The 18063-nt window shown below is 67.2% G+C and carries 21 protein-coding genes; 8 read left to right on the forward strand and 13 right to left on the reverse strand.

Going from position 1 to position 18063, the window contains the following annotated elements; translation table 11 throughout:
* Positions 1-2: 2 nt before the first annotated feature.
* The 7 genes from HIV01_RS01400 to HIV01_RS01430 form a co-directional block, all read right to left on the reverse strand.
* Positions 3-383, reverse strand: coding sequence for a tautomerase family protein (locus HIV01_RS01400; RefSeq protein WP_158733256.1), 381 nt, complete (start codon positions 381-383; stop codon positions 3-5).
* A 143-nt stretch (positions 384-526) separates the two neighbouring features.
* The gene (locus HIV01_RS01405) at positions 527-2545 is read right to left on the reverse strand and encodes a M2 family metallopeptidase (RefSeq protein WP_200606283.1); all 2019 of its coding nucleotides are present in this window, start codon (positions 2543-2545) and stop codon (positions 527-529) included.
* Between the two features lie 108 nt (positions 2546-2653).
* A complete protein-coding gene (locus HIV01_RS01410; RefSeq protein WP_200604502.1) occupies positions 2654-3130 on the reverse strand; it encodes a hypothetical protein in 477 nt (158 codons plus the stop codon).
* Positions 3131-3175: 45 nt separating this feature from the next.
* On the reverse strand, positions 3176-3442 hold the full coding sequence (gene minE, locus HIV01_RS01415; RefSeq protein WP_158734134.1) for a cell division topological specificity factor MinE: 267 nt from the start codon (positions 3440-3442) through the stop codon (positions 3176-3178).
* Positions 3443-3444: 2 nt separating this feature from the next.
* A complete protein-coding gene (gene minD / locus HIV01_RS01420) occupies positions 3445-4254 on the reverse strand; it encodes a septum site-determining protein MinD (RefSeq protein WP_200604503.1) in 810 nt (269 codons plus the stop codon).
* Between the two features lie 24 nt (positions 4255-4278).
* Positions 4279-5046, reverse strand: coding sequence for a septum site-determining protein MinC (gene minC / locus HIV01_RS01425; RefSeq protein ID WP_200604504.1), 768 nt, complete (start codon positions 5044-5046; stop codon positions 4279-4281).
* 8 nt (positions 5047-5054) lie between these two features.
* Entirely contained in the window at positions 5055-5684 is a 630-nt protein-coding gene (locus HIV01_RS01430) for a GNAT family N-acetyltransferase (RefSeq protein ID WP_200604505.1), read from the reverse strand.
* Positions 5685-5945: 261 nt separating this feature from the next.
* On the opposite strand from HIV01_RS01430, the gene HIV01_RS01435 reads away from it, so the two are divergent.
* The 6 genes from HIV01_RS01435 (at position 5946) to HIV01_RS01460 (ending at position 10684) form a co-directional block, all read left to right on the forward strand.
* The gene (locus HIV01_RS01435; RefSeq protein WP_200604506.1) at positions 5946-7142 is read left to right on the forward strand and encodes a sensor histidine kinase; all 1197 of its coding nucleotides are present in this window, start codon (positions 5946-5948) and stop codon (positions 7140-7142) included.
* On the forward strand, positions 7139-7780 hold the full coding sequence (locus HIV01_RS01440; RefSeq protein ID WP_200604507.1) for a response regulator: 642 nt from the start codon (positions 7139-7141) through the stop codon (positions 7778-7780). Before HIV01_RS01435 ends, HIV01_RS01440 begins: the two co-directional genes overlap by 4 nt.
* 183 nt (positions 7781-7963) lie before the next feature.
* On the forward strand, positions 7964-9043 hold the full coding sequence (locus HIV01_RS01445; protein WP_200604508.1) for a polyketide cyclase: 1080 nt from the start codon (positions 7964-7966) through the stop codon (positions 9041-9043).
* Positions 9044-9163: 120 nt separating this feature from the next.
* Positions 9164-9529 carry a DUF423 domain-containing protein gene (locus HIV01_RS01450; protein ID WP_200604509.1) on the forward strand — a complete coding sequence of 122 codons (366 nt, stop codon included), beginning with the start codon at positions 9164-9166 and terminating at the stop codon, positions 9527-9529.
* A gap of 1 nt (position 9530) precedes the next feature.
* A complete protein-coding gene (locus HIV01_RS01455) occupies positions 9531-10205 on the forward strand; it encodes a DNA-3-methyladenine glycosylase family protein (RefSeq protein WP_200604510.1) in 675 nt (224 codons plus the stop codon).
* 116 nt (positions 10206-10321) lie between these two features.
* Positions 10322-10684 carry a hypothetical protein gene (locus HIV01_RS01460; protein WP_200604511.1) on the forward strand — a complete coding sequence of 121 codons (363 nt, stop codon included), beginning with the start codon at positions 10322-10324 and terminating at the stop codon, positions 10682-10684.
* Between the two features lie 8 nt (positions 10685-10692).
* Here the strand turns inward: HIV01_RS01460 and HIV01_RS01465 are convergent, their stop codons facing one another.
* From HIV01_RS01465 to HIV01_RS01480, 4 genes are all read right to left on the reverse strand, one after another.
* The gene (locus HIV01_RS01465; RefSeq protein WP_200604512.1) at positions 10693-11808 is read right to left on the reverse strand and encodes an acyltransferase family protein; all 1116 of its coding nucleotides are present in this window, start codon (positions 11806-11808) and stop codon (positions 10693-10695) included.
* A gap of 81 nt (positions 11809-11889) precedes the next feature.
* A complete protein-coding gene (locus HIV01_RS01470; RefSeq protein ID WP_207527048.1) occupies positions 11890-12690 on the reverse strand; it encodes a M15 family metallopeptidase in 801 nt (266 codons plus the stop codon).
* A gap of 132 nt (positions 12691-12822) precedes the next feature.
* The gene (locus HIV01_RS01475) at positions 12823-13002 is read right to left on the reverse strand and encodes a DUF4177 domain-containing protein (RefSeq protein WP_200604514.1); all 180 of its coding nucleotides are present in this window, start codon (positions 13000-13002) and stop codon (positions 12823-12825) included.
* A gap of 54 nt (positions 13003-13056) precedes the next feature.
* Positions 13057-13938, reverse strand: a complete 882-nt coding sequence (locus tag HIV01_RS01480; protein ID WP_207527049.1) for a hypothetical protein — start codon at positions 13936-13938, stop codon at positions 13057-13059.
* 287 nt (positions 13939-14225) lie between these two features.
* Here HIV01_RS01480 and purT point away from each other — a divergent pair, with 287 nt between their 5' ends.
* Complete coding sequence (gene purT, locus HIV01_RS01485; protein WP_200604516.1) at positions 14226-15425, forward strand: formate-dependent phosphoribosylglycinamide formyltransferase; 1200 nt, start codon at positions 14226-14228, stop codon at positions 15423-15425.
* Positions 15426-15452: 27 nt separating this feature from the next.
* Entirely contained in the window at positions 15453-15878 is a 426-nt protein-coding gene (locus HIV01_RS01490) for a hypothetical protein (protein WP_207527050.1), read from the forward strand.
* A 62-nt stretch (positions 15879-15940) separates the two neighbouring features.
* Here the strand turns inward: HIV01_RS01490 and HIV01_RS01495 are convergent, their stop codons facing one another.
* Entirely contained in the window at positions 15941-17176 is a 1236-nt protein-coding gene (locus HIV01_RS01495) for an endonuclease/exonuclease/phosphatase family protein (protein WP_200604518.1), read from the reverse strand.
* A gap of 42 nt (positions 17177-17218) precedes the next feature.
* Positions 17219-17959: an arginyltransferase gene (locus HIV01_RS01500; RefSeq protein ID WP_200604519.1), complete on the reverse strand. Its 741-nt coding sequence runs from the start codon at positions 17957-17959 to the stop codon at positions 17219-17221.
* Between the last annotated feature and the right edge of the window lie 104 nt (positions 17960-18063).

Raw genomic sequence — 18063 nt, forward strand, 5'->3', positions numbered from 1 at the left:
CGCTAGGCGTACTGGGCAATGCCGTCGCCGAACGACCAGTTTTCCTTGACCACTTCGACCAGGTTGATGAACACGTCCTGCGTGCGCATGCCCAGCCGTGCGTGCAGGCCGTCCGCCACGGCGCGGTAGAAGGCCTGCTTGGTTTCGACGCTGCGGCCCTGGCTGATCGTGACCTGGATGAGGATGCAGTCGTCGCTGCGTTCGATGCCCATGTAGGTGCGGTCAATCGACAGCTCGCCGCGCGGATGCCGGGTGAATACCTGGAAGCGGTCGTCCTTCGGTGCCTTGAGGACGTCCTCGATCGCGGCGTGAATCACATCGCCGATGCCTTGCAGCCAGGCATCGTCCTTTCCTTCCATCAGGTCTACACGTACCAGTGGCATGGTCGGTTTCCTTTGCAGCGGGGGAGCAATCACCGTAGCAGACGTGTCCCGTCATTCCCGCGAAGGCGGGAACCCATGGACGTTGCTCCGGCCAAAAAAAAAGGCCGGCGAGCGCCGGCCTTTTTCCTCGCACGAGAAGGAACTCAACCCTTCTTCGCAGTCTCCGGCTTGGCTTCCGGCTTCGCCGCCGGCGCAGCCGCGGCCGTGCCATTGGCCTGCCAGCCGCAGGTCTTGCCTTCGTTCTGCTGCTTGAGCCAGGTCTGCAGCGGCGCGAAGTATTCCAGCACCGCCGAGGCGTCCATCTTCTCGCCGCCGGTCAGTTCCTTCATGGTCTTCTGCCACGGCTGGCTGGCACCCTTGTCGAGCATCGCCTGGAAGCGCGCACCGGCTTCCTTGTTGCCGTAGAAGCTGCACTCGTACAGCGGGCCCTTGTAGCCGGCCGAATCGCACAGCGCCTTGTAGAACTGGAACTGCAGCACGTGCGAGAGGAAGTAGCGCGTGTACGGCGTGTTGCCCGGCACGTGGTACTTGGCGCCGGCGTCGAAGTAGTCCTCGCCGCGCGCGGAGACCGGGGCCACGCCCTGGTACTTGGCCTTCAGGTCCCACCACGCCTTGTTGTACTCGCCCGGCTTGATCGAACCGTCGAACACGCCCCAGCGCCAGCGGTCGATCATCAGGCCGAACGGCAGGAACGAGACCTTGGCCAGGGCCATGCGCATCTGCGCATTGATCAGCGCCTCGTTGCTCTGCTGCTGGTCGCCGACCAGGCCGATCGACTGCAGGTACTTGGGCGTCATCGACAGCACGATGGTGTCGCCGATGGCTTCATGGAAGCCGTCGTGCGCGCCCTGCTGGAACAGCGGCGGCTGCTTGTTGTAGGCCAAGTCGTAATAGATGTGGCCGAGCTCGTGGTAGATGGTGGTGAAGTCTTCCTCGTTCGGCTTGATGCACATCTTGGTGCGCACGTCGCCGGCCATGTTCATGTCCCACGCGCTGGCGTGGCAGACCACGTCGCGGTCGCGCGGCTTGATGAACTGGGTCTTGTCCCAGTAGCTCGCCGGCAGCTTCTGCATGCCCAGCGAGGTGTAGAAGTCCTGCGCGCGTTCGGTCATCAGCTTGGCCGAAGCGAGCTTGGCGTCCTGCTCGATCTGCGCCAGGTCGGTCGGCGTGCGCTGGCCGGCGTGCTTGACCAGCTGCGCGTCATACGCGGCCTGGTACTGCGACTCCAGCGCGGCGGTGATGTCGAGGCTGCCTGCGTTCTGGTACGGGGCGAGGATGTCCCAGAGGTTGCCCCAGTCCTGCTGCCACATGTTGCCCATCAGGTGCGCCGGCAGCATGTTGCCGGTGACATGGCCCTTGTCGTCGCCGTACTTGGCTTCCAGGCGGGTGCGCGCGTAGCAGTGCAGCTGCTCGTACAGCGGCTTGACCTGGCCCCAGAGGCGGTCGGTTTCAGCCGACATCTCGGCCGGGCTCATGTCGTAACCCGAACGCCACATCTCGCCGGTGTCGGCGAAGCCCAGGTCATGGGCGCCGTCGTTGACCAGCTCGACGAAGCGCGTGTAGTCCTTGCGCATCGGCTGGGCGATGGTGTGCCAGCCCTGCCAGGCGTCGAGCTGGGTGTCGTAGTCGCGGCTGCTGCGCAGCACGTCTTCGAGCTCGCCGAGCTGACGGCACTTCTTGGCGTCGCCGTCGCCGGTGCAGTAAGTGCCTGCGCCGTACATGCCCTCGAGCTTGGAGGCGATCTTGGTCAGCTCCTCAAGCTTGGCCGGATCCTTCGGCGGCGGCATCGAGGTGCCGAGCTTGAGCAGCTGGATGGCGCGTGCGGTCGCAGGCGACATCTGCTGGCCTTCGAAGCGCTGCGACTGCTCGATCCAGCTGTTGAGCTGGGCGAGGTAGCGCTCGTTGGCCTTGGCGGCCAGCAGCTGGCTGTCGTCATTGATGTAGGTCGACGACAGCCATTGCGCGGCGGACATCTCCGGGAACATCTTGCGGTATTCGTCGTTGACCCGGGCGATGAACTGGTCGGCGGTCTCGCCTGCGGGCGCGGTGGCGGCGGTTCCGCCCGTGGTCGTCGTGGTCGGGGTCGGTTCCTTCTTGCAACCGGCCAATCCGATCACGGCGGCGGTAATGCCGAGCGCGAGCAGGGCGCGTACAGGTTTCATCATCGTTCTCTCCGGGTAGGGCCCGCGCTGCTGCGACGAGGCCCCCGAAGGCTAGTGGCCCGTCCGCGGTCGTGCAAGGTGCGGATGTCCCGCCCGGGCCAGCGGCTGCTAAGCGGGGCTGAGGGTACGCGTCGTGGCGTCAGCCAGGCCGCGCTCGTGCAGCCATTGCCAGGCGTTGTCGGCGTCGTGCTCGAAATAGGCGCGTGCCGAGCCCAGGCGGAAGGTGTAGCCCCAGCCGTCCATGTCGGCCAGGATGCGATCGCGGCCGACGCCGGGCAGGGCATCGCCCAGCAGGGCCTGCAGCACGCACACCGCGTCCTCTTCCTCGATCGAGTCGGTGGCGTCGGTGTGGACCAGCGCGCGGCGCTCGGGTGGCAACACGATCAGGTGCGCGGCTTCGTGCAGCAGCGAATGCACCGGCGTGTCGCCGCGGGCATAGACGTTGTGGCCGATCAGGCCGGCTTCGCACTCGCCCCAGTAACTGCCCGGGATGGGCTGGCCATCGGCCACGCGCTCAAGCTGCAGGCCGTAGCGGGCGAGCAGGGTGGCAACCGGGACGGAATCGATGTCGGACAGGGTAAGCATGGGTGGTACTGCCTCCCCTGCGGCTGGCGCAGGGGAGGGGGAGCGTCAGGCCTGCGCCGGGTTTTCCGGCAACGCCACCGAGATGTCCAGGACCTTGTTGTCGCCGTCGCCGATCAGGTCGACCTTGACCGCGTCCGCGTCGACGTTGATGTACTTGCGGATCACTTCCAGCAGCTCGCGCTGCAGCATCGGCAAGTAGTCCGGGCTGGTGCCGCCGCGACCGGCGCGCTCGTGCGCGACGATGATGCGAAGGCGATCCTTGGCGATCGACGCGGTCTGCTTCTTGGCCAGCAGGAAATCGAAAAGGCCCATCCTCAACCTCCGAAGATCTTGCTGAAGAAGCCCTTCTTCTCCGCAGTGGTGAAACGCATCGGGCGGGTATCGCCCAGCAGGCGCGCGACGGCGTCGTCGTAGGCCTGTGCGGCGTCGGACTCGGTCTCCAGGATCACAGGCTCACCCTTGTTGGAGGCGTTGAGCACGTCCGGGGACTCGGGGATCACGCCGACCGTCTTCAGGCCGAGGATCTCCTCGACGTCGCCGACGCTGAGCATCTCGCCGGTTTCCACGCGCTTGGGGCTGTAGCGGGTCAGCAGCAGGTGTTCCTTGACGCGCTCGCCGTTCTCGGCGCGGCGGGTCTTGGACGAGAGCAGGCCGAGGATGCGGTCGGAGTCGCGCACCGAGGACACTTCGGGGTTGACCACGACCAGGGCCTGGTCGGCGAAGTACATCGCCAGGTAGGCGCCCTTCTCGATGCCGGCCGGGGAGTCGCAGACGATGTAGTCGAAGCCGTCGGCGATCATGTCGTCGAGGACCTTCTGCACGCCTTCCTTGGTCAGCGCGTCCTTGTCGCGGGTCTGCGAGGCAGCCAGCACGAACATGTTGTCGAAGCGCTTGTCCTTGATCAGTGCCTGCCTCAGCGTCGCCTCGCCGTTGACGACGTTGACGAAGTCGTAAACCACACGACGTTCGCAACCCATGATCAGGTCGAGGTTACGCAGGCCGACGTCGAAGTCGATGACGCCAACCTTGTGGCCTCGACGTGCGAGGCCGCAGGCAAGGCTGGCGCTGGTCGTGGTTTTGCCAACGCCGCCCTTGCCCGAGGTGACTACGATGATTTCGGCCAAGTTAAATCCTCCGTTGATGCGGCATCAGTCAAGTGCCGCGATTTTTAGTTGTTGGTCTTCGAGCCACACCTGCACGGCCTTGCCGCGCAGGTCCTTGGGAATCTCTTCCAATACCTTGTAGTGCCCGGCGATGGCAACCAGTTCGGCATGGAATTCGCGACAGAATATCCGTGCCTGCTCGTTGCCCTGCGCGCCTGCGAGCGCGCGACCACGCAATGGTCCGTAAATATGCACCGAGCCGTCGGCAATGACTTCGGCGCCGGCGCCCACCGTTGTGAGAACGGTCAGGTCGCGGTTCTCGGCGTAGATCTGCTGGCCCGAGCGCACCGGCTTGGACTGGATCATGCCCGGCGATGCCGACGCGGTGGCCGGGCTCGCCTTGGTCGCGGCTGCCAGTTCCGGCTCGCGGCGCGGCGGCGGTGCCGACTGCGGCGCGGGTGTGGCGGCGGCAGCGGCTTCGTCGCGTTCGTACGAGGCACGGAACTTCGCCAGCAGCGGCAGCCCCAGTGCTTCGGACAGTTGTTCGATCTCGCTGGTGCCGTAGGCGATGGCGACCGGCAGCACGCCGGCCTCGCGCAGGCCCTTGATCAGGGCGGTGGCGGTGGCCTGGTCCGGCGTGCGGGTGAGGCCGCCGAAGTCGAGCACCACCGCGGCGCGCGCGAACAGCTTGGGCGCGCGCTGGACGCGGTCGCGCATCTCGCTGACGAGGCGGTCGACGTCGAGGGTGCGGATGCGGAGATTGGCGATTCCGACCTGGCCGATCTTGAGTTCGCCGGCCGGTTCAAAGTCCATCGCCGCGCTCACAGGCCGGTTCCCGTGGGTCGCTGCATCAGCGCATCGGCGGCCTTGGGGCCACCGTGGTTGCGCGGGCCGCGCGCCTGGATGATCCAGGGTACCTGCGGCAGCGCGTCGCCGTAGGTGTCGCGCACCCAGGCAAAGCTGCACAGCGGTTTCATCAGCATCGCGGCGCGTACATCCGCCTCGGTCATCATGTGTTGTCCGACCTCGTGGAATCCAAAGCTGCCGTGGAACAGCAGGGCGGGGTCGTTGCTGCCTTCCAGAAACACTTCGCAGGCCATCTGCGGATAGCGCATCTCGGCGTAGCTCTGGGCATCGGCATAGAACGCGCGGCCGACGCCACCGCCGCGACGGCGGCTGGCGACGACGATGCGGTCGATATAGAAGAAATCGGGATAGCGCTCGCGGAACCAGCGGAAGTTGCTGCTGTCGTGTTCGCTGTGGCTGCCCATTCCGATCAGGAATCCAGCCAAGGCGCCGTCGCGTTCGGCGACGCGGAAATATTCGGCGGTTTCGAAGAAATGACGCAGTCGGGCCGCATCCAGCGGCAGGATCGCGGGGCCGGCGGCATTGTTCAGTGCAAGGACGGAATCCAGCTCGTGCTCACGCACGTCGCGGACGACGATCGACATTCCGGGCTCCAGTATTTCGTAAACCGGGCGCATGGCACGTCCGGCCGGGCGATTATCGCATGGCCGTCACGCATGGGCGACCGGCGGCGCGAAATGCAGGGCGAACGGGAGGGGAGGCACTGGACGTCCGGGCGGCTGGCCGTCCCGCCGGTCGGATTCCCTCCGGGCCTGACCCTATTTTCGCCCCGATTGCTACACCATGTTGCTCCAGCATGACTTTCGGACGGCTCCCCAGGCCCTTGATGCAGTTAGCATGCCGACATGCTTGCCCGCCTGAATCACACTCGACTGCTGCGCTACGCGGGCCTGTTCACCTGGGGCGCGGTAGGACTCTGGCTGCTCAACGTCTGGCTCGATCCGACCCTGCTGGCGCCCGATGCCGAAGGCCCGCCGACCCTGCAGGTGCTGCGCTGGCTGTCGGTCTACCTCACTTTCGGCGCGGTCTACTGGTGGATCACCCGCCAGCTTGGCCAGCGCCGTCCGGGCGTGGTCGACCACGGCCTGCTGCTGGTCCTGACCGCCTGCGCGATCGGCGTGGGCTACTTCTCCGGCACCGGCCTGGGCAGCATCCTGCTGATGGTCGTCGCCGGCCTGCTGCCGTGGCTGATGCCGGTCCGGTTCGGCCTGGTCTGGCTGATCTGCGGCAACGTCGCGATCATCCCGGTGTTCGTCGGCGCCCTGGACTTCCCGCCCATCCTGGCGGTGCTGCAGTCGCTGGCCTACATGGGCTTCTCCAGCCTGGTGTTCGTCACCGCCCTGGTCGCCCGCCAGCAGGCCGAGGCACGCGAGGAACAGCGCCGCCTCAACGCCGAACTGCGCGCCACCCGCGCCCTGCTCGGCGAGAGCGTGCGCGTCAACGAGCGCACCCGCATCTCGCGCGAGCTGCACGACCTGCTCGGCCACCACCTGACGGCGCTGAGCCTGAACCTGGAAGTGGCCGGCCACCTGTCCGAGGGCCGGGTCAAGGAACACGTGCAGCAGGCCCATACCCTGGCGCGGTTGCTGCTGACCGACGTGCGCGAAGCGGTAAGCCAGTTGCGCGAAGGCGGCGCCATCGACCTTGGCGCGGCCTTGCTGCCGCTGGCCGAGAACGTGCCCGCGCTCGACATCCACATGGACATCGAGACGCCGCTGACTTTGGACGATCCCGAGCGCGCCCATGTCATGCTGCGCTGCACGCAGGAAATCATCACCAACGCGGTGCGCCATGCCGGCGCCCGCAATCTGTGGATCAACGCCGGCCGCCGCAGCGATTGCATCGTGATGAGCGCGCGCGACGACGGCCATGGTGCGGACACTTTCGTCGCCGGCAACGGCCTTCGCGGCATGCGCGAACGGCTGCAGCAACACGGCGGCGACCTTAAAATCGAAACCCGGCCGGAAGCAGGCTTCTGCCTGCATTTGACGCTGCCGGCCTCGGCGGCTGCTGCCGCTGCCTGCGAAGGAGCCATCGCATGATCCGTGTGTTGATAGTCGACGACCAGACGCTTGTGCGACAGGGCGTTCGTTCCCTGCTGGCGCTGGCCGAGGGGATCGAAGTGGTGGGCGAAGCCGGCGACGGCCGCCATGCGGTGGAACTGATTCCGCAGATCAAGCCCGACGTGGTCCTGATGGACATGCGCATGCCGGTGATGTCGGGACTGGAGGCGCTGCAGGCACTGGCACGCACCAACAGCCTGCCGCCGACGATCATCCTGACCACCTTCGACGACGACCAGCTGGTGCTGGCCGGCCTGAAGGCCGGTGCCAAGGGTTACCTGCTCAAGGACGTGTCGCTGGAGCAACTGGTCAGCGCGATCCAGGCGGTGGCCGACGGCGGCTCGCTGATGCAGCCGGCGGTGACCCAGCGCCTGCTGTCCGGGCTGGAGCACATGCGCAACGATTTCGTCAGCCTCGACCGTCCCGATCCGCTGACCGAGCGCGAGACCGAAATCCTGCGCCTGATGGCCGGCGGTTTCTCCAACAAGGAGATCGCCAATTCGCTGGGCGTGGCCGAGGGCACGATCAAGAACCACGTTTCCAACATCCTGTCCAAGCTGGGCGTGCGTGACCGCACCCGCGCCGTGCTCAAGGCCTTCGAGCTGCAGCTGGTCTGACACCGGCCCTCAGGGCAATGGGAGGGGCTTCGGCCCCCGGGGCAGGCGGCCCCTCAGGCAGGGGCTGATGCCCCTGCCGCCGTCAATTCCGCGAATTGGCGCCTACACCGCCCGCAGCTTCCTTGATACGATTGCGGGTCTGTGTCCCGGTCCGACCGGGTGCCGGCCCTCGGAGAAACCTGAATGACCCGTCTGATCGAGATTTTGATTTCCTTGGCGATTGTCGCCGCGCTGTTCCTCATCGTAGGTATCGCGCTGCCGGCAAGCCGTCATTTGCAGCACTCGGTTGAAACCAACCGAAAAGTGACGATTGTTTTCGACACCCTTAACAGCCTGCGCCGCTTCAAGGACTGGAACCCGCTGGTCCTGCGCGATCCGAAGATGCAGCTGAAGTTCTCCGGCCCGGTTTCGGGCGTCGGCGCCCGCATGGACTACGACTCCCAGGAGAAGGGTCTGCGCCAGGGCAGCTGGGAAATCACCGAGAGCGTCCCGGGCAAGAAGGTTGCCTATGCCCTGACCGACATCGAGCCGGGCAACAACAAGCGCACGGTCTTCACGCTGAAGCCGACCGGCCGCGGTGGTCGTAACGTCGAAATCACCCAGACCTACGATGTCGAGTACGGCTGGAACCTGATTGGTCGCTACGCTGGCCTGTACGTCAGCAGCAACGTCGGCGAAGACATGAAGATGGGCCTGGGCCGCCTGAGCAACATGCTCGCCGCCGTGCCGAACTACGACTACGCCGAGCTGAGCAAGGACGATCCGGCCAAGGCGCCGAAGCTGTTCGATCGTCCGGCCGAGAACCTGCTGGTCGTGTCCGCCGCCGTCGAGCGCAACAACGACAAGGTGCTGGGCCAGATCAACTCCAACATGGAGTGGATCAAGAAGGTCATGGCCGCCAACGGCCTCGAGCCGGCCGGTCCGGTCCGCATCGTCACCAACGAGTTCGGTTCCGACATCTACTCCTTCGACGTCGCCCAGCCGGTCCGCAAGATCGGTGACGAGGCCAGCGCGTCGACCAAGCTCGATGTCAAGATCGAAGGTCCGGTCGTGGCCGTGTTCAACGAGCCGGCGAAGGTTGCGATGGTGCCGTCGTTCAAGGGCCACATGGCCAACCTGGCGAAGGTGCGTGATGCCCTGCGCGGTTGGGCACTGACCCACGGTTACGAGACCGTCGAGCGTCCGTACGAGTCGTGGAAGGCGGGCGTCGCTGCCGGCTTCACCGAAGACGGCGAGTACGACGTGTTCTGGGCCGTCAAGTAAGACGCGCCTCGCTCGCAACTGCTGTAAACCAGAACGCGCCGCGGATTTCCGCGGCGCGTTTTGTTTTGGGGGCGCCACTCGGCTGATATCGTGCCGTGGCGCCCCACTGACCGCTCACACATGAATGCCAATGCCTCGACGCTTCCCACTCGTCTACTGACTGCCTCCGGTGCGGTCCTGGCGTCCCTGGCGGTTGCCTTGTCGGCCTACGCGGCGCACGCGGTCGATGCGGGCGCGCAGCATCGGCTGTATTCCGCGGCGCTGTTCGCGTTCGGCCATGGCATCGCGCTGGCTGCACTGGCGCCGCACCTGCGCCGCAAACTCACGCTGGCGGCGCTATCGACGTTGCTGCTGGGCACGTTGCTGTTCTCCGGGAGCCTGGTTGCGGCCGTGCTGATGGGCGCATCGACGGCGCTGGCGCCGTTCGGCGGCACGCTGATGATCCTCGCCTGGCTGGTGTATGCGGCCGATGCCCTGAGGCGCTGACATGCCACGCCATTCGCGCGGATTCGATACCGACGCGGCTCACGCGCACCTGCTCAAGCGCGACCGCAAGCTCGCCCGCTGGATGCGCAGGATCGGTCCGCTAGCGCCGGATCCGCGCTGGCGCAAGTCCTTCGATCCAGTCGATGCGCTGGCCCGGGCGATCCTGTACCAGCAACTCAGCGGCAAGGCGGCGGCGACGATCGTCGGTCGCGTCGAAGCGGCGATCGACAGCACGCGTTTCCATTGCGACACCCTGTGTCGCATCGACGATGTCGCGCTGCGTGCCTGCGGTGTGTCCGGCAACAAGTCGCTGGCGCTGCGCGACCTCGCCGCGCGCGAGGCACGTGGCGAGATACCCGACCTGCGCCGCATGAGCACGATGGACAACCAGGCCATCATCGATGCGCTGGTGCCGGTGCGCGGCATCGGCCGCTGGACGGTGGAGATGATGCTGATGTTCCGCCTCGGTCGCCCGGACGTGCTGCCGGTCGACGACCTGGGCATCCGCAAGGGCGCCCAGTTCGTCGATGGCCTCGAACAGATGCCGACCCCGAAGGAACTGGCCGCCACCGGCGAGCGCTGGGGACCCTATCGGACCTACGCCAGCCTCTACCTGTGGAAGATCGCCGACCTCGGCGGCCAGGCGCGGACCCCGACCAAGCGCTCGCAGGACTGACAGCCGCTCCCCGCATCAAGGCCGTCTTGACATCGGTTGCGGGAAGATCGGCTTCTCCAGACCGATCAGGGAGGTGTGGCATGCAATCCCGGCAACAGGGTGGTCCGAAGCGGTGGATGCTGGTTTCAGCGTCGGTGCTGTTGTTTGCATCGGCGATGGCGATCGCCAGCCCGTCCAACAAGTGGCGCATCCAGGTCAGCAGTGATGCCGACAGCGATGGCGTCGTCGTTTTCCATATCGCTCCGCTGAAGGATGCGGCGGTCGATGTCTCGGTGGCCATTCCCAAGGACGCCAACGAGAACCATGTCGCCCGACTGATCCGCGACCAGCTGCGCGCCAAGCTTGGCAACAGCTATCGCATCGAGGTCGACGATGGCGAGGACGTGCTGATCAAGAAGCACCTGGGCGATGCCAACTTTGACCTGACCATCACCCAGCAGACCGCCAAGGGCGTGCGCATCACCCTCGACAAGGAATAACCGCTAGCTCAGCCGTCCGCGGCCACAGGGCTGGCGGCGGCTGTCGCCGGTTCGGGCGCGGTTTCGGGCGAGGTTCCCGGCGTGGTGCTCGGCGTGCGTCTGCCCAGGCGCGCCCCGAACCGGTGCTTCAGGCGCAACGCCGGCTCCTCGACCAGGCGCCACGACAACGCCGCCAGGGTGCCGGCCAGCAGGGTCGCCCACAGCGTGTTGTGCAGCGCGCTGCCGGGCGAGAACTGCTGGACCAGTTGCTGCGACGGCCAGCCGTACAGATAGACGCCGTAGGAAATGTCGTGCCGGCGGATCGCTGGAAGCTTCGGCACGTACGCCAGGAACAGCGTGGTGTAGCTCAGCGCGACGAAGTAGGCGATGAAGTAGTACGGGCCGCCGCGCAACGCCGCGGCCCCGACCAGCAGGCCCACCAGCAGTGGCCACGACAGCGGGATCCGCGCGCGGTGGTGCCAGGCAAGGCTGCCGGTCAGGAAGTACGCCGTGCACCACAGCAGGTTGCTCTTCTCCGGCGTCAGCGACTCGCCGCCGTAGCGCACGATCGCCGCCACCAGCGCGACCAGGCAGAACACCGTGAAGCGACCGCGCCGGAACAGGCGCGCGAAGGCGAGGAACGCCAGCAACAGGTACAGCTTGAACTCGATCGGCAGCGACCACAGCGAGCCATTGATGGCCGCGCTCGGCAGCGTCTCGAACACCCCCGGCAGGAAGTACTGGGTCTGCCGGAGAGTGATGTTCTTCCACAGGTACTTCCAGGTCCCGGCCGAGCTCCAGTAGTCGGGCGCCGTCGTCAGCAGAGGTCCGAGCACGAACACGCTCAGTGCCACGCACACGATCAGCGCCGGGAAGATGCGCAATGCACGCGCCACCAGGTACTGCGGCAGCGGGTTGCGCTCGACGCTGCAGGCGATCAGGAAACCGCTGATGACGAAGAACATGTCCACCGCGATCCCGCCGGCGAACTTGATCTGCACCACCTGCAGCAGCAGGTCGGCGCCGCCGCTGGCAGTGACCGGCCAGGAATGCCCGTAGATCACCAGCCAGGCGGCGACGAGTCGGATCAGGTTGAAATTGTTGTCGTGCTGGACACTGCCGTCGGCAAGCGTGCGCAAGGTCATGGTGGGCGGCGGCAAGATAGGGAGGGAGGCAGGCGACCCCAGCGGCCTGCCGGCGAAACATTCAGCTGATTTGGTTCAGCCTCAACCTGACTGATACCGCCAGTGCCAGGGCTCGTAGACGATACCGTGCGGATTGTCGCGCGGGTAACTCATCACGAACCCGAACCCCTCGGCGTTGTCGCGCAGCCAGGCAAACGCGGCGGTGCCTTCGAACGACTCCTCGGCCGGAGGTTCATCCGGTGCACCGATGTCCAGCGCGAGGCCGGAATGATGTTCGCTGTAGCCGGGCGCGGCATTGACGGTAAGGATCTCCTCGACCCCCAGTCCGCGGGCGAGCTTGCGCTCGAAGATGCCCAGCTGGTAGTCGTGGCTGCGGTAGCCGGATATCGCTTCGAGCACGATGCCATCGCGCAGCGCCGCATCGTGCAGGTGCGACCACGCGCGCGCCGCCTCGACATGCAGCCACAGCGGGCGGCGGTAGCGGTCGAATCCGGCGAAGGCGAGCCAGTCCGGTTCGGCGACCAGCTCCAGGCCGGTGCGCTCGCCGTACTCGCCGTCCAGCCCGAGCGCATGCAGTCGCTCTTCGAGGCGGTCCAGCGGCAGTTCGCGGACGTGTTCGATGCCGGCGCGCAGGTGGGAGGGCGGGGCATCGATGGCGTCGAGGGCAGCGTCCAGACCGGGTTCGCGGCGCAGGTGCGGCACCAGCGCCAGCAGGCCTTCGGGCAGATCGACGGCGAGGTACTGGCCATCGCGCTTGCGGCGCAGGACATGGCGGGCGCGGGCGAGTGCACGCGCGTCGAAGTTGCTGCGCGCACGCAACAGGCCGCCTCGCCAGAGTTCGATCTCCGGCGTGTTGATCAGGATTCGGGGCTGGCCGCGCATGGCGTGCAGGTTAACGGGCCGGCGCGGTCGATGCCACGCTTCCAGGTGCTGCGCGAGGCTTGAACCCCGATTGGCGGCGGCAAGGGGCGGCCCGGGCCGGAAGCCTTTCCCGCAAGCAGATGCCGCCAGGCCTCAGACCGGCCGCTTCAGCACCGCGCGCAGGTGGTCGAACGGCGTCACGGCGGTCACCGACACCAGCTCCCAGCCCTCTTCACCGAGGCGGTTGAGTTCTTCCTGCAGGCGCTCGCTGACGGCAGGGCCGAGCATCCTGGGCACGATCTCGATGACTTCGTAGGTCCAGCGTTGGCTCATGACGGTGTCCTCATCGGTACGGGTTGGTCAGTGATGGTCTGGTCAGGGGGCGGATCAACCCGGGGTAATCCGATACAACGGCGCCGGGATGAATTCGCCGGTCGCGTACAGGTGCTTGCCATCGCGGCTCCAGGCCAGCGCCTCGGCCTGCGGCAGCCACGGCAGTGGTTCGAACTTCGGCGCGCGCGCCACTGCCTGGCCCCAGTCCTCGCGGGAATGGCGCGGGTACAGCAGCAGCCAGCGATAGGTCATCACCGCGAGCGTGCGGCCGTCGGGCGACACATCCGCCGCGGTCACCTGGCTGTCCAGGCGCGCGCGCTGCGGATTGCGGCGCAGTGCATTGGCATCGGCCTGTGGCACGCCGGCAAGCGTGCCGAGCTTGTGCGCGGTCTGCAGCGTCGTCCCGCGCGGGTGCAGTGGCAGCGAGAACAACTCCGGCGGCTGGCGGCGTTTCGAGATCAACAGCACCTGGCGATTCTCGGCATCCACCGCCACCGCTTCGCAATCGCGCGCGCCGTCGGGCCAGCGGAATGCGATCGACCACGCCGGGCGCAGGCGCGCATTCTCGATCCGCGCCGGCTCCTCGACGATGTGCAGTTGCAGGCTGCGGCGCAGGCCACCGTTGTCGCCGGTATCGGCGATCAGCAGATAGTTGCGGCCATCGAGCTCGAAGGACGCCAGGTCCTCCCAGTCGGTCTTGGTCACGCCCTCCACGCGCAGCGTGGCCAGTCGCGTGCCCCCGGTGCTGACCGCGAACAGTCGCTCCGGGTTGCCGCCGTCGTCGAGCATCCACAACACGTCGCGGTGGCGGCGCGATGCGGCGATGCCGCTGATCTCGTCCAGCTGCGGGTCGATCATCACGCCTGCAAGGTGCGTGCCGCGGCTCTCCTCGACAGGCTCGGGCGCTTCGTCGGCGCAGCCGGCGACGGCGATCACACAGGCGATCCCGCAGGCGAGCGCGAGGGCGATTCGTTGCGCGGCTGCGGAGGTGGGGGCGGGGCCGGACATCGGCACAGGATGGCACGCGATTTGCGACCCGACAAAGGTGGCGGCGACAAATTGCGAACGCTGGTGGAACTGTCGTGTTATCGCAGCGTGGACGCAGCTGGGTCCGCGGCCATCGGGACGCGCAGGGACGGGGCTGGCGTGCTTCGGGCAGAAGCCTGAAGACCTTTTGCCCGCGTCCCCATAAACTGACCGCCAGCCCTCCGCCCGGACCCCACATGATCACCCTCGGCACGCCTCTGTCCCCGCACGCATACCGCGTGCTCCTGCTCGGTTCGGGCGAACTCGGCAAGGAAGTGGCGATCGAGTTGCAGCGCTTCGGCGTGGAGGTGGTCGCGGCAGACCGTTATGCCGACGCACCGGCCATGCAGGTGGCGCATCGCAGCCATGTGCTGGACATGCTCGACGGCGGCGCGATCCGCGCGCTGATCGCACTCGAGCGTCCGCACCTGATCGTCCCGGAGATCGAGGCGATCCACACGCAGACCCTGGTCGACCTGGAACGCGAATTCGGCGAACGCGGCACGCAGACGCGGGTCATCCCGACCGCGCGCGCCGCGCGCCTGACCATGGACCGCGAAGGCATCCGCCGCCTCGCGGCCGAAACGCTCGGCTTGCCGACGTCGCCGTACAAGTTCGTCGACACGCTGGAGGACTACCGCGCAGCGGTCGAAACCATCGGGCTGCCTTGCGTGGTCAAGCCGGTGATGTCGTCGTCGGGCAAGGGCCAGAGCCTGGTGCGTGACAGCGACAGCATCGACAAGGCCTGGGACTACGCCCAGACCGGCGGCCGCGCCGGTGCCGGCCGCGTGATCGTGGAAGGCTTCGTCGACTTCGACTACGAGATCACGCTGCTGACGGTACGCCATGTCGGCGGCACCACTTTCTGCGCGCCGATCGGGCACCTGCAGCGCGATGGCGACTACCGCGAGAGCTGGCAGCCGCAGGCGATGTCGACCAAGGCGCTGGCGCGCGCGCAGGGCATCGCCCGCACGATCACCGACGATCTGGGTGGCTGGGGCGTGTTCGGCGTGGAGTTGTTCGTCAAGGGTGACGATGTCTGGTTCAGCGAGGTCTCACCCAGGCCGCATGACACTGGTCTTGTCACGCTGGCTTCGCAGGACTTGAGCGAGTTTGCCCTGCATGCACGGGCGATCCTCGGATTGCCGGTGCCTTCGATCCGCGAGTACGGCCCGGCGGCCTCGTGTGCGGTGCTGGCGCAGGGTCACGGCGTGCCGGTGTTCGACGGCGTCGATGCGGCGCTGGCGCAGGCCGACACGCAGCTGCGCCTGTTCGGCAAGCCGCGCGTGGAAGGGCATCGCCGTGTCGCGGTCACGTTGGCCTTGGCCGAGGACATTGATACGGCACGCGAGCGTGCACGGCGGTCGGCTGCCGCGCTCAACATCGAATTGCGCTGAACGCATCATTCCCGAGGAGCCGCGACCATGCTCGACGAAACCCAGGGTTATGCCGTGTTCTTCTACCCGCAGGCGCTGGAGGCGCTTGGTGAGGCGATCCGCCCGTACATGCACGATGGTGCCAGCGGGCCGCACGTGCTGTGCAATTCGATCGACACCGGCGGTGCACTGATCGAGATGACCATCGAGGGACGCACGGCCGAGGGCAATGCGATCGCGGTCGAGTTGATGGTGCCGGCCAACATGGTGCGGATGATTGTGTCGGCGCGCAGCGATGGTGTGTTCGGCTTCGGACCGCGCGTCGTGGCGGCGCCTGCAGACGCCGATGCGGTGGCGGTGCCACCGACGGCATTGGCATCTGCGCAGACGGTGCATGCGCCGGTGGAGATTCCGATGCCGATGGTCGATCCGGTCACGCCGGTGATGGCCATGCTGCCGCCGAAGGCGCAGTAACGTCAAATCACCGTCGTCCCGGCGAACGCCGGGACCCGTTCTGACTTGCCGTCGCGCGACGCTCAGCGCGGCTCCATCCCCACATCCACCCACACCAGGTGATGGTCGCTGCCATCGGCAATGGCTGCTTCCGGCTGCGCCGCGGCCGGCCAGAACACGCCGCTGCCTTCGACGCTGAAGCCCACCGAGGGCAGTACGTAATCCAGTCGCATCGTCCCGGCCTTCGGTCCGAAATCGCCGGTGGCGTGGGCGGGCGAGCCGCGACGGACGATGCCGGCCTGGGCATAGCGGGCGCCGACTTCGACCGCGCCCTCGCTGCGCGGCGTCGCGTAACGCGCCACGCGCGCATGTTCGAGCAGTTCAACAATCGCCTCGTGGTGGCCGTCGCCGTCGCTCGGGTCGTTGTTGAGGTCGCCGGCGATGACGAAGCGTGCATCCGCGGGCAGGCCGCCACAGCGGCCCTGGTCGTCGCACAACCAGGCGGCGTTGGGCGATGACAGGTACTCGCGCCACAGGCGGATCTCGTCGGCGTTGCGCACGCCGTTGCGGTCCTCGGGGCCGTCGAACACCGGCGGTGTCGGGTGCGAGACCAGGAAGTGCACGACGCCTGCCGGCGTGCGCACCGGCACGTCCCAATGCGATTTCGAAGACAGGCGCAGCTGCGACCAGATCGATGCCGGGTACCACGGTTTGCCGTTGGCCGGATCACGCGGTTGCGAGGCGCCCGGCATGGCGCTCCATTTCAGCAACTGGAACGTGCGCACCTGGTCGGCATCGATCGGGTGGCGTGACAGCACCAGCATGCCGTACTGGCCCGGGTGCAGGCCGTAGCCCCAGGCGTCGTTGCCGCGGTTGCGACCGGCGCCGCCGGCCTCGCCGTTGCCATCCAAGTCGAGACCGCTCGGCACGCCGGTGTTGACCGGGGCCAGGTAGCGGTACGGGTACTTGAGCGGTTCGCCACCGCCGGCCTGGGCGACGGCGAGGTAGTCGCGCTGGAACAGGTCGGCGGCCGTGCCCTGGGCGTCGTAGTCGAACTCGTTGAGCAGCACCAGGTCGGGGCGCACGCGCTGCAACACCGCGGCGATCTTGCGCGCGCCGGGGTCGCCGGCCTCCAGGCGGTGGATCAGTCCGCCGTCCTGGTCGTCATAGAGCGAGGTGTTGTACGTCGCCACGCGCAGGTTCGTGTCGGAGCTCATCGATCGGGCCCATGCTTCCGGATCGCCCTTGATGTTTACCTGCGTGCACGCGCAAAGCAGCGAAAGGGCGGCGCCAATGAGGGGAAGGGAGAGTCTGTTCATCGCGCGATGATGTCATGCCGGCGCGCAGCGGCAATGACAGGATCAGGCCAGCGGCAGGTCGTGCCAGTCGCGGCCATCGAATGCTTCCAGCGGGCGGAAGCGGCGCTTGTAGTCCATCTTCGCGTGGCCCTGGATCCAGTAGCCCAGGTAGAGGTGGCGACGGCGCTCGCGCCGGGCCCATTCCAGCTGGCGCAGGATCGCCAGCGTACCCAGGCCGCGATCTGCGAGGTCCGGGTCGTAGAAGGTGTAGACCGCCGACAGCGCCGCTTCGGTCACGTCGGTCACCGCCACCGCCAGCAGCTTGCCGGGGCCGTGCGTGGATGCCTCGCGCAGCTCCAGGAAGCGGCCTTCGCTCCAGCTGCCGATCAGGAACTGGTCGAACTCGGTCGCGCCGTGGCCGTCCATGCCGCCGCCGGCGTGGCGGGCAGCCAGGTAGCGGCGGTACAGCGACAGTTGCTCGGGCGTGCGCTGGGTTGGCAGCACCCGCATCTCGACGCCGGCATTGCGGGCCAGGCAGCGGCGCTGGCTGCGGTCGGGGACGAAGCGGTCGACCGGGATGCGCACTGCCACGCAGGCACGGCAGCCGGCGCAATGGGGGCGGTAGACGATGTCACCGGAGCGGCGGAAACCCCAGCCCAGTGCGTGCGGGTACCACTGCCGCAGGCGCGGGTCGCGCGGGTCGAGCACGAGGTCGCGGGCGACGCGCTCGGGCCAGTAGCCACAGGCGTGCTCGCCGGTATGGAACAGGCGGAGATCGTCGCTGTCCTGCGGTTCGGTGCCCATGGCGCCAGCATAGCGCCGTGGCGCGTGAGGAAAATGCTGTCGCGCGACTGAACGCGGCCCGCCCGCTGTCAACCGCAACCATGGCCGGGCGTTGATGTGGTCAT

The organism is Lysobacter arenosi, assembly GCF_016613475.2.
GTDB classification, from domain to species: domain Bacteria; phylum Pseudomonadota; class Gammaproteobacteria; order Xanthomonadales; family Xanthomonadaceae; genus Lysobacter_J; species Lysobacter_J arenosi.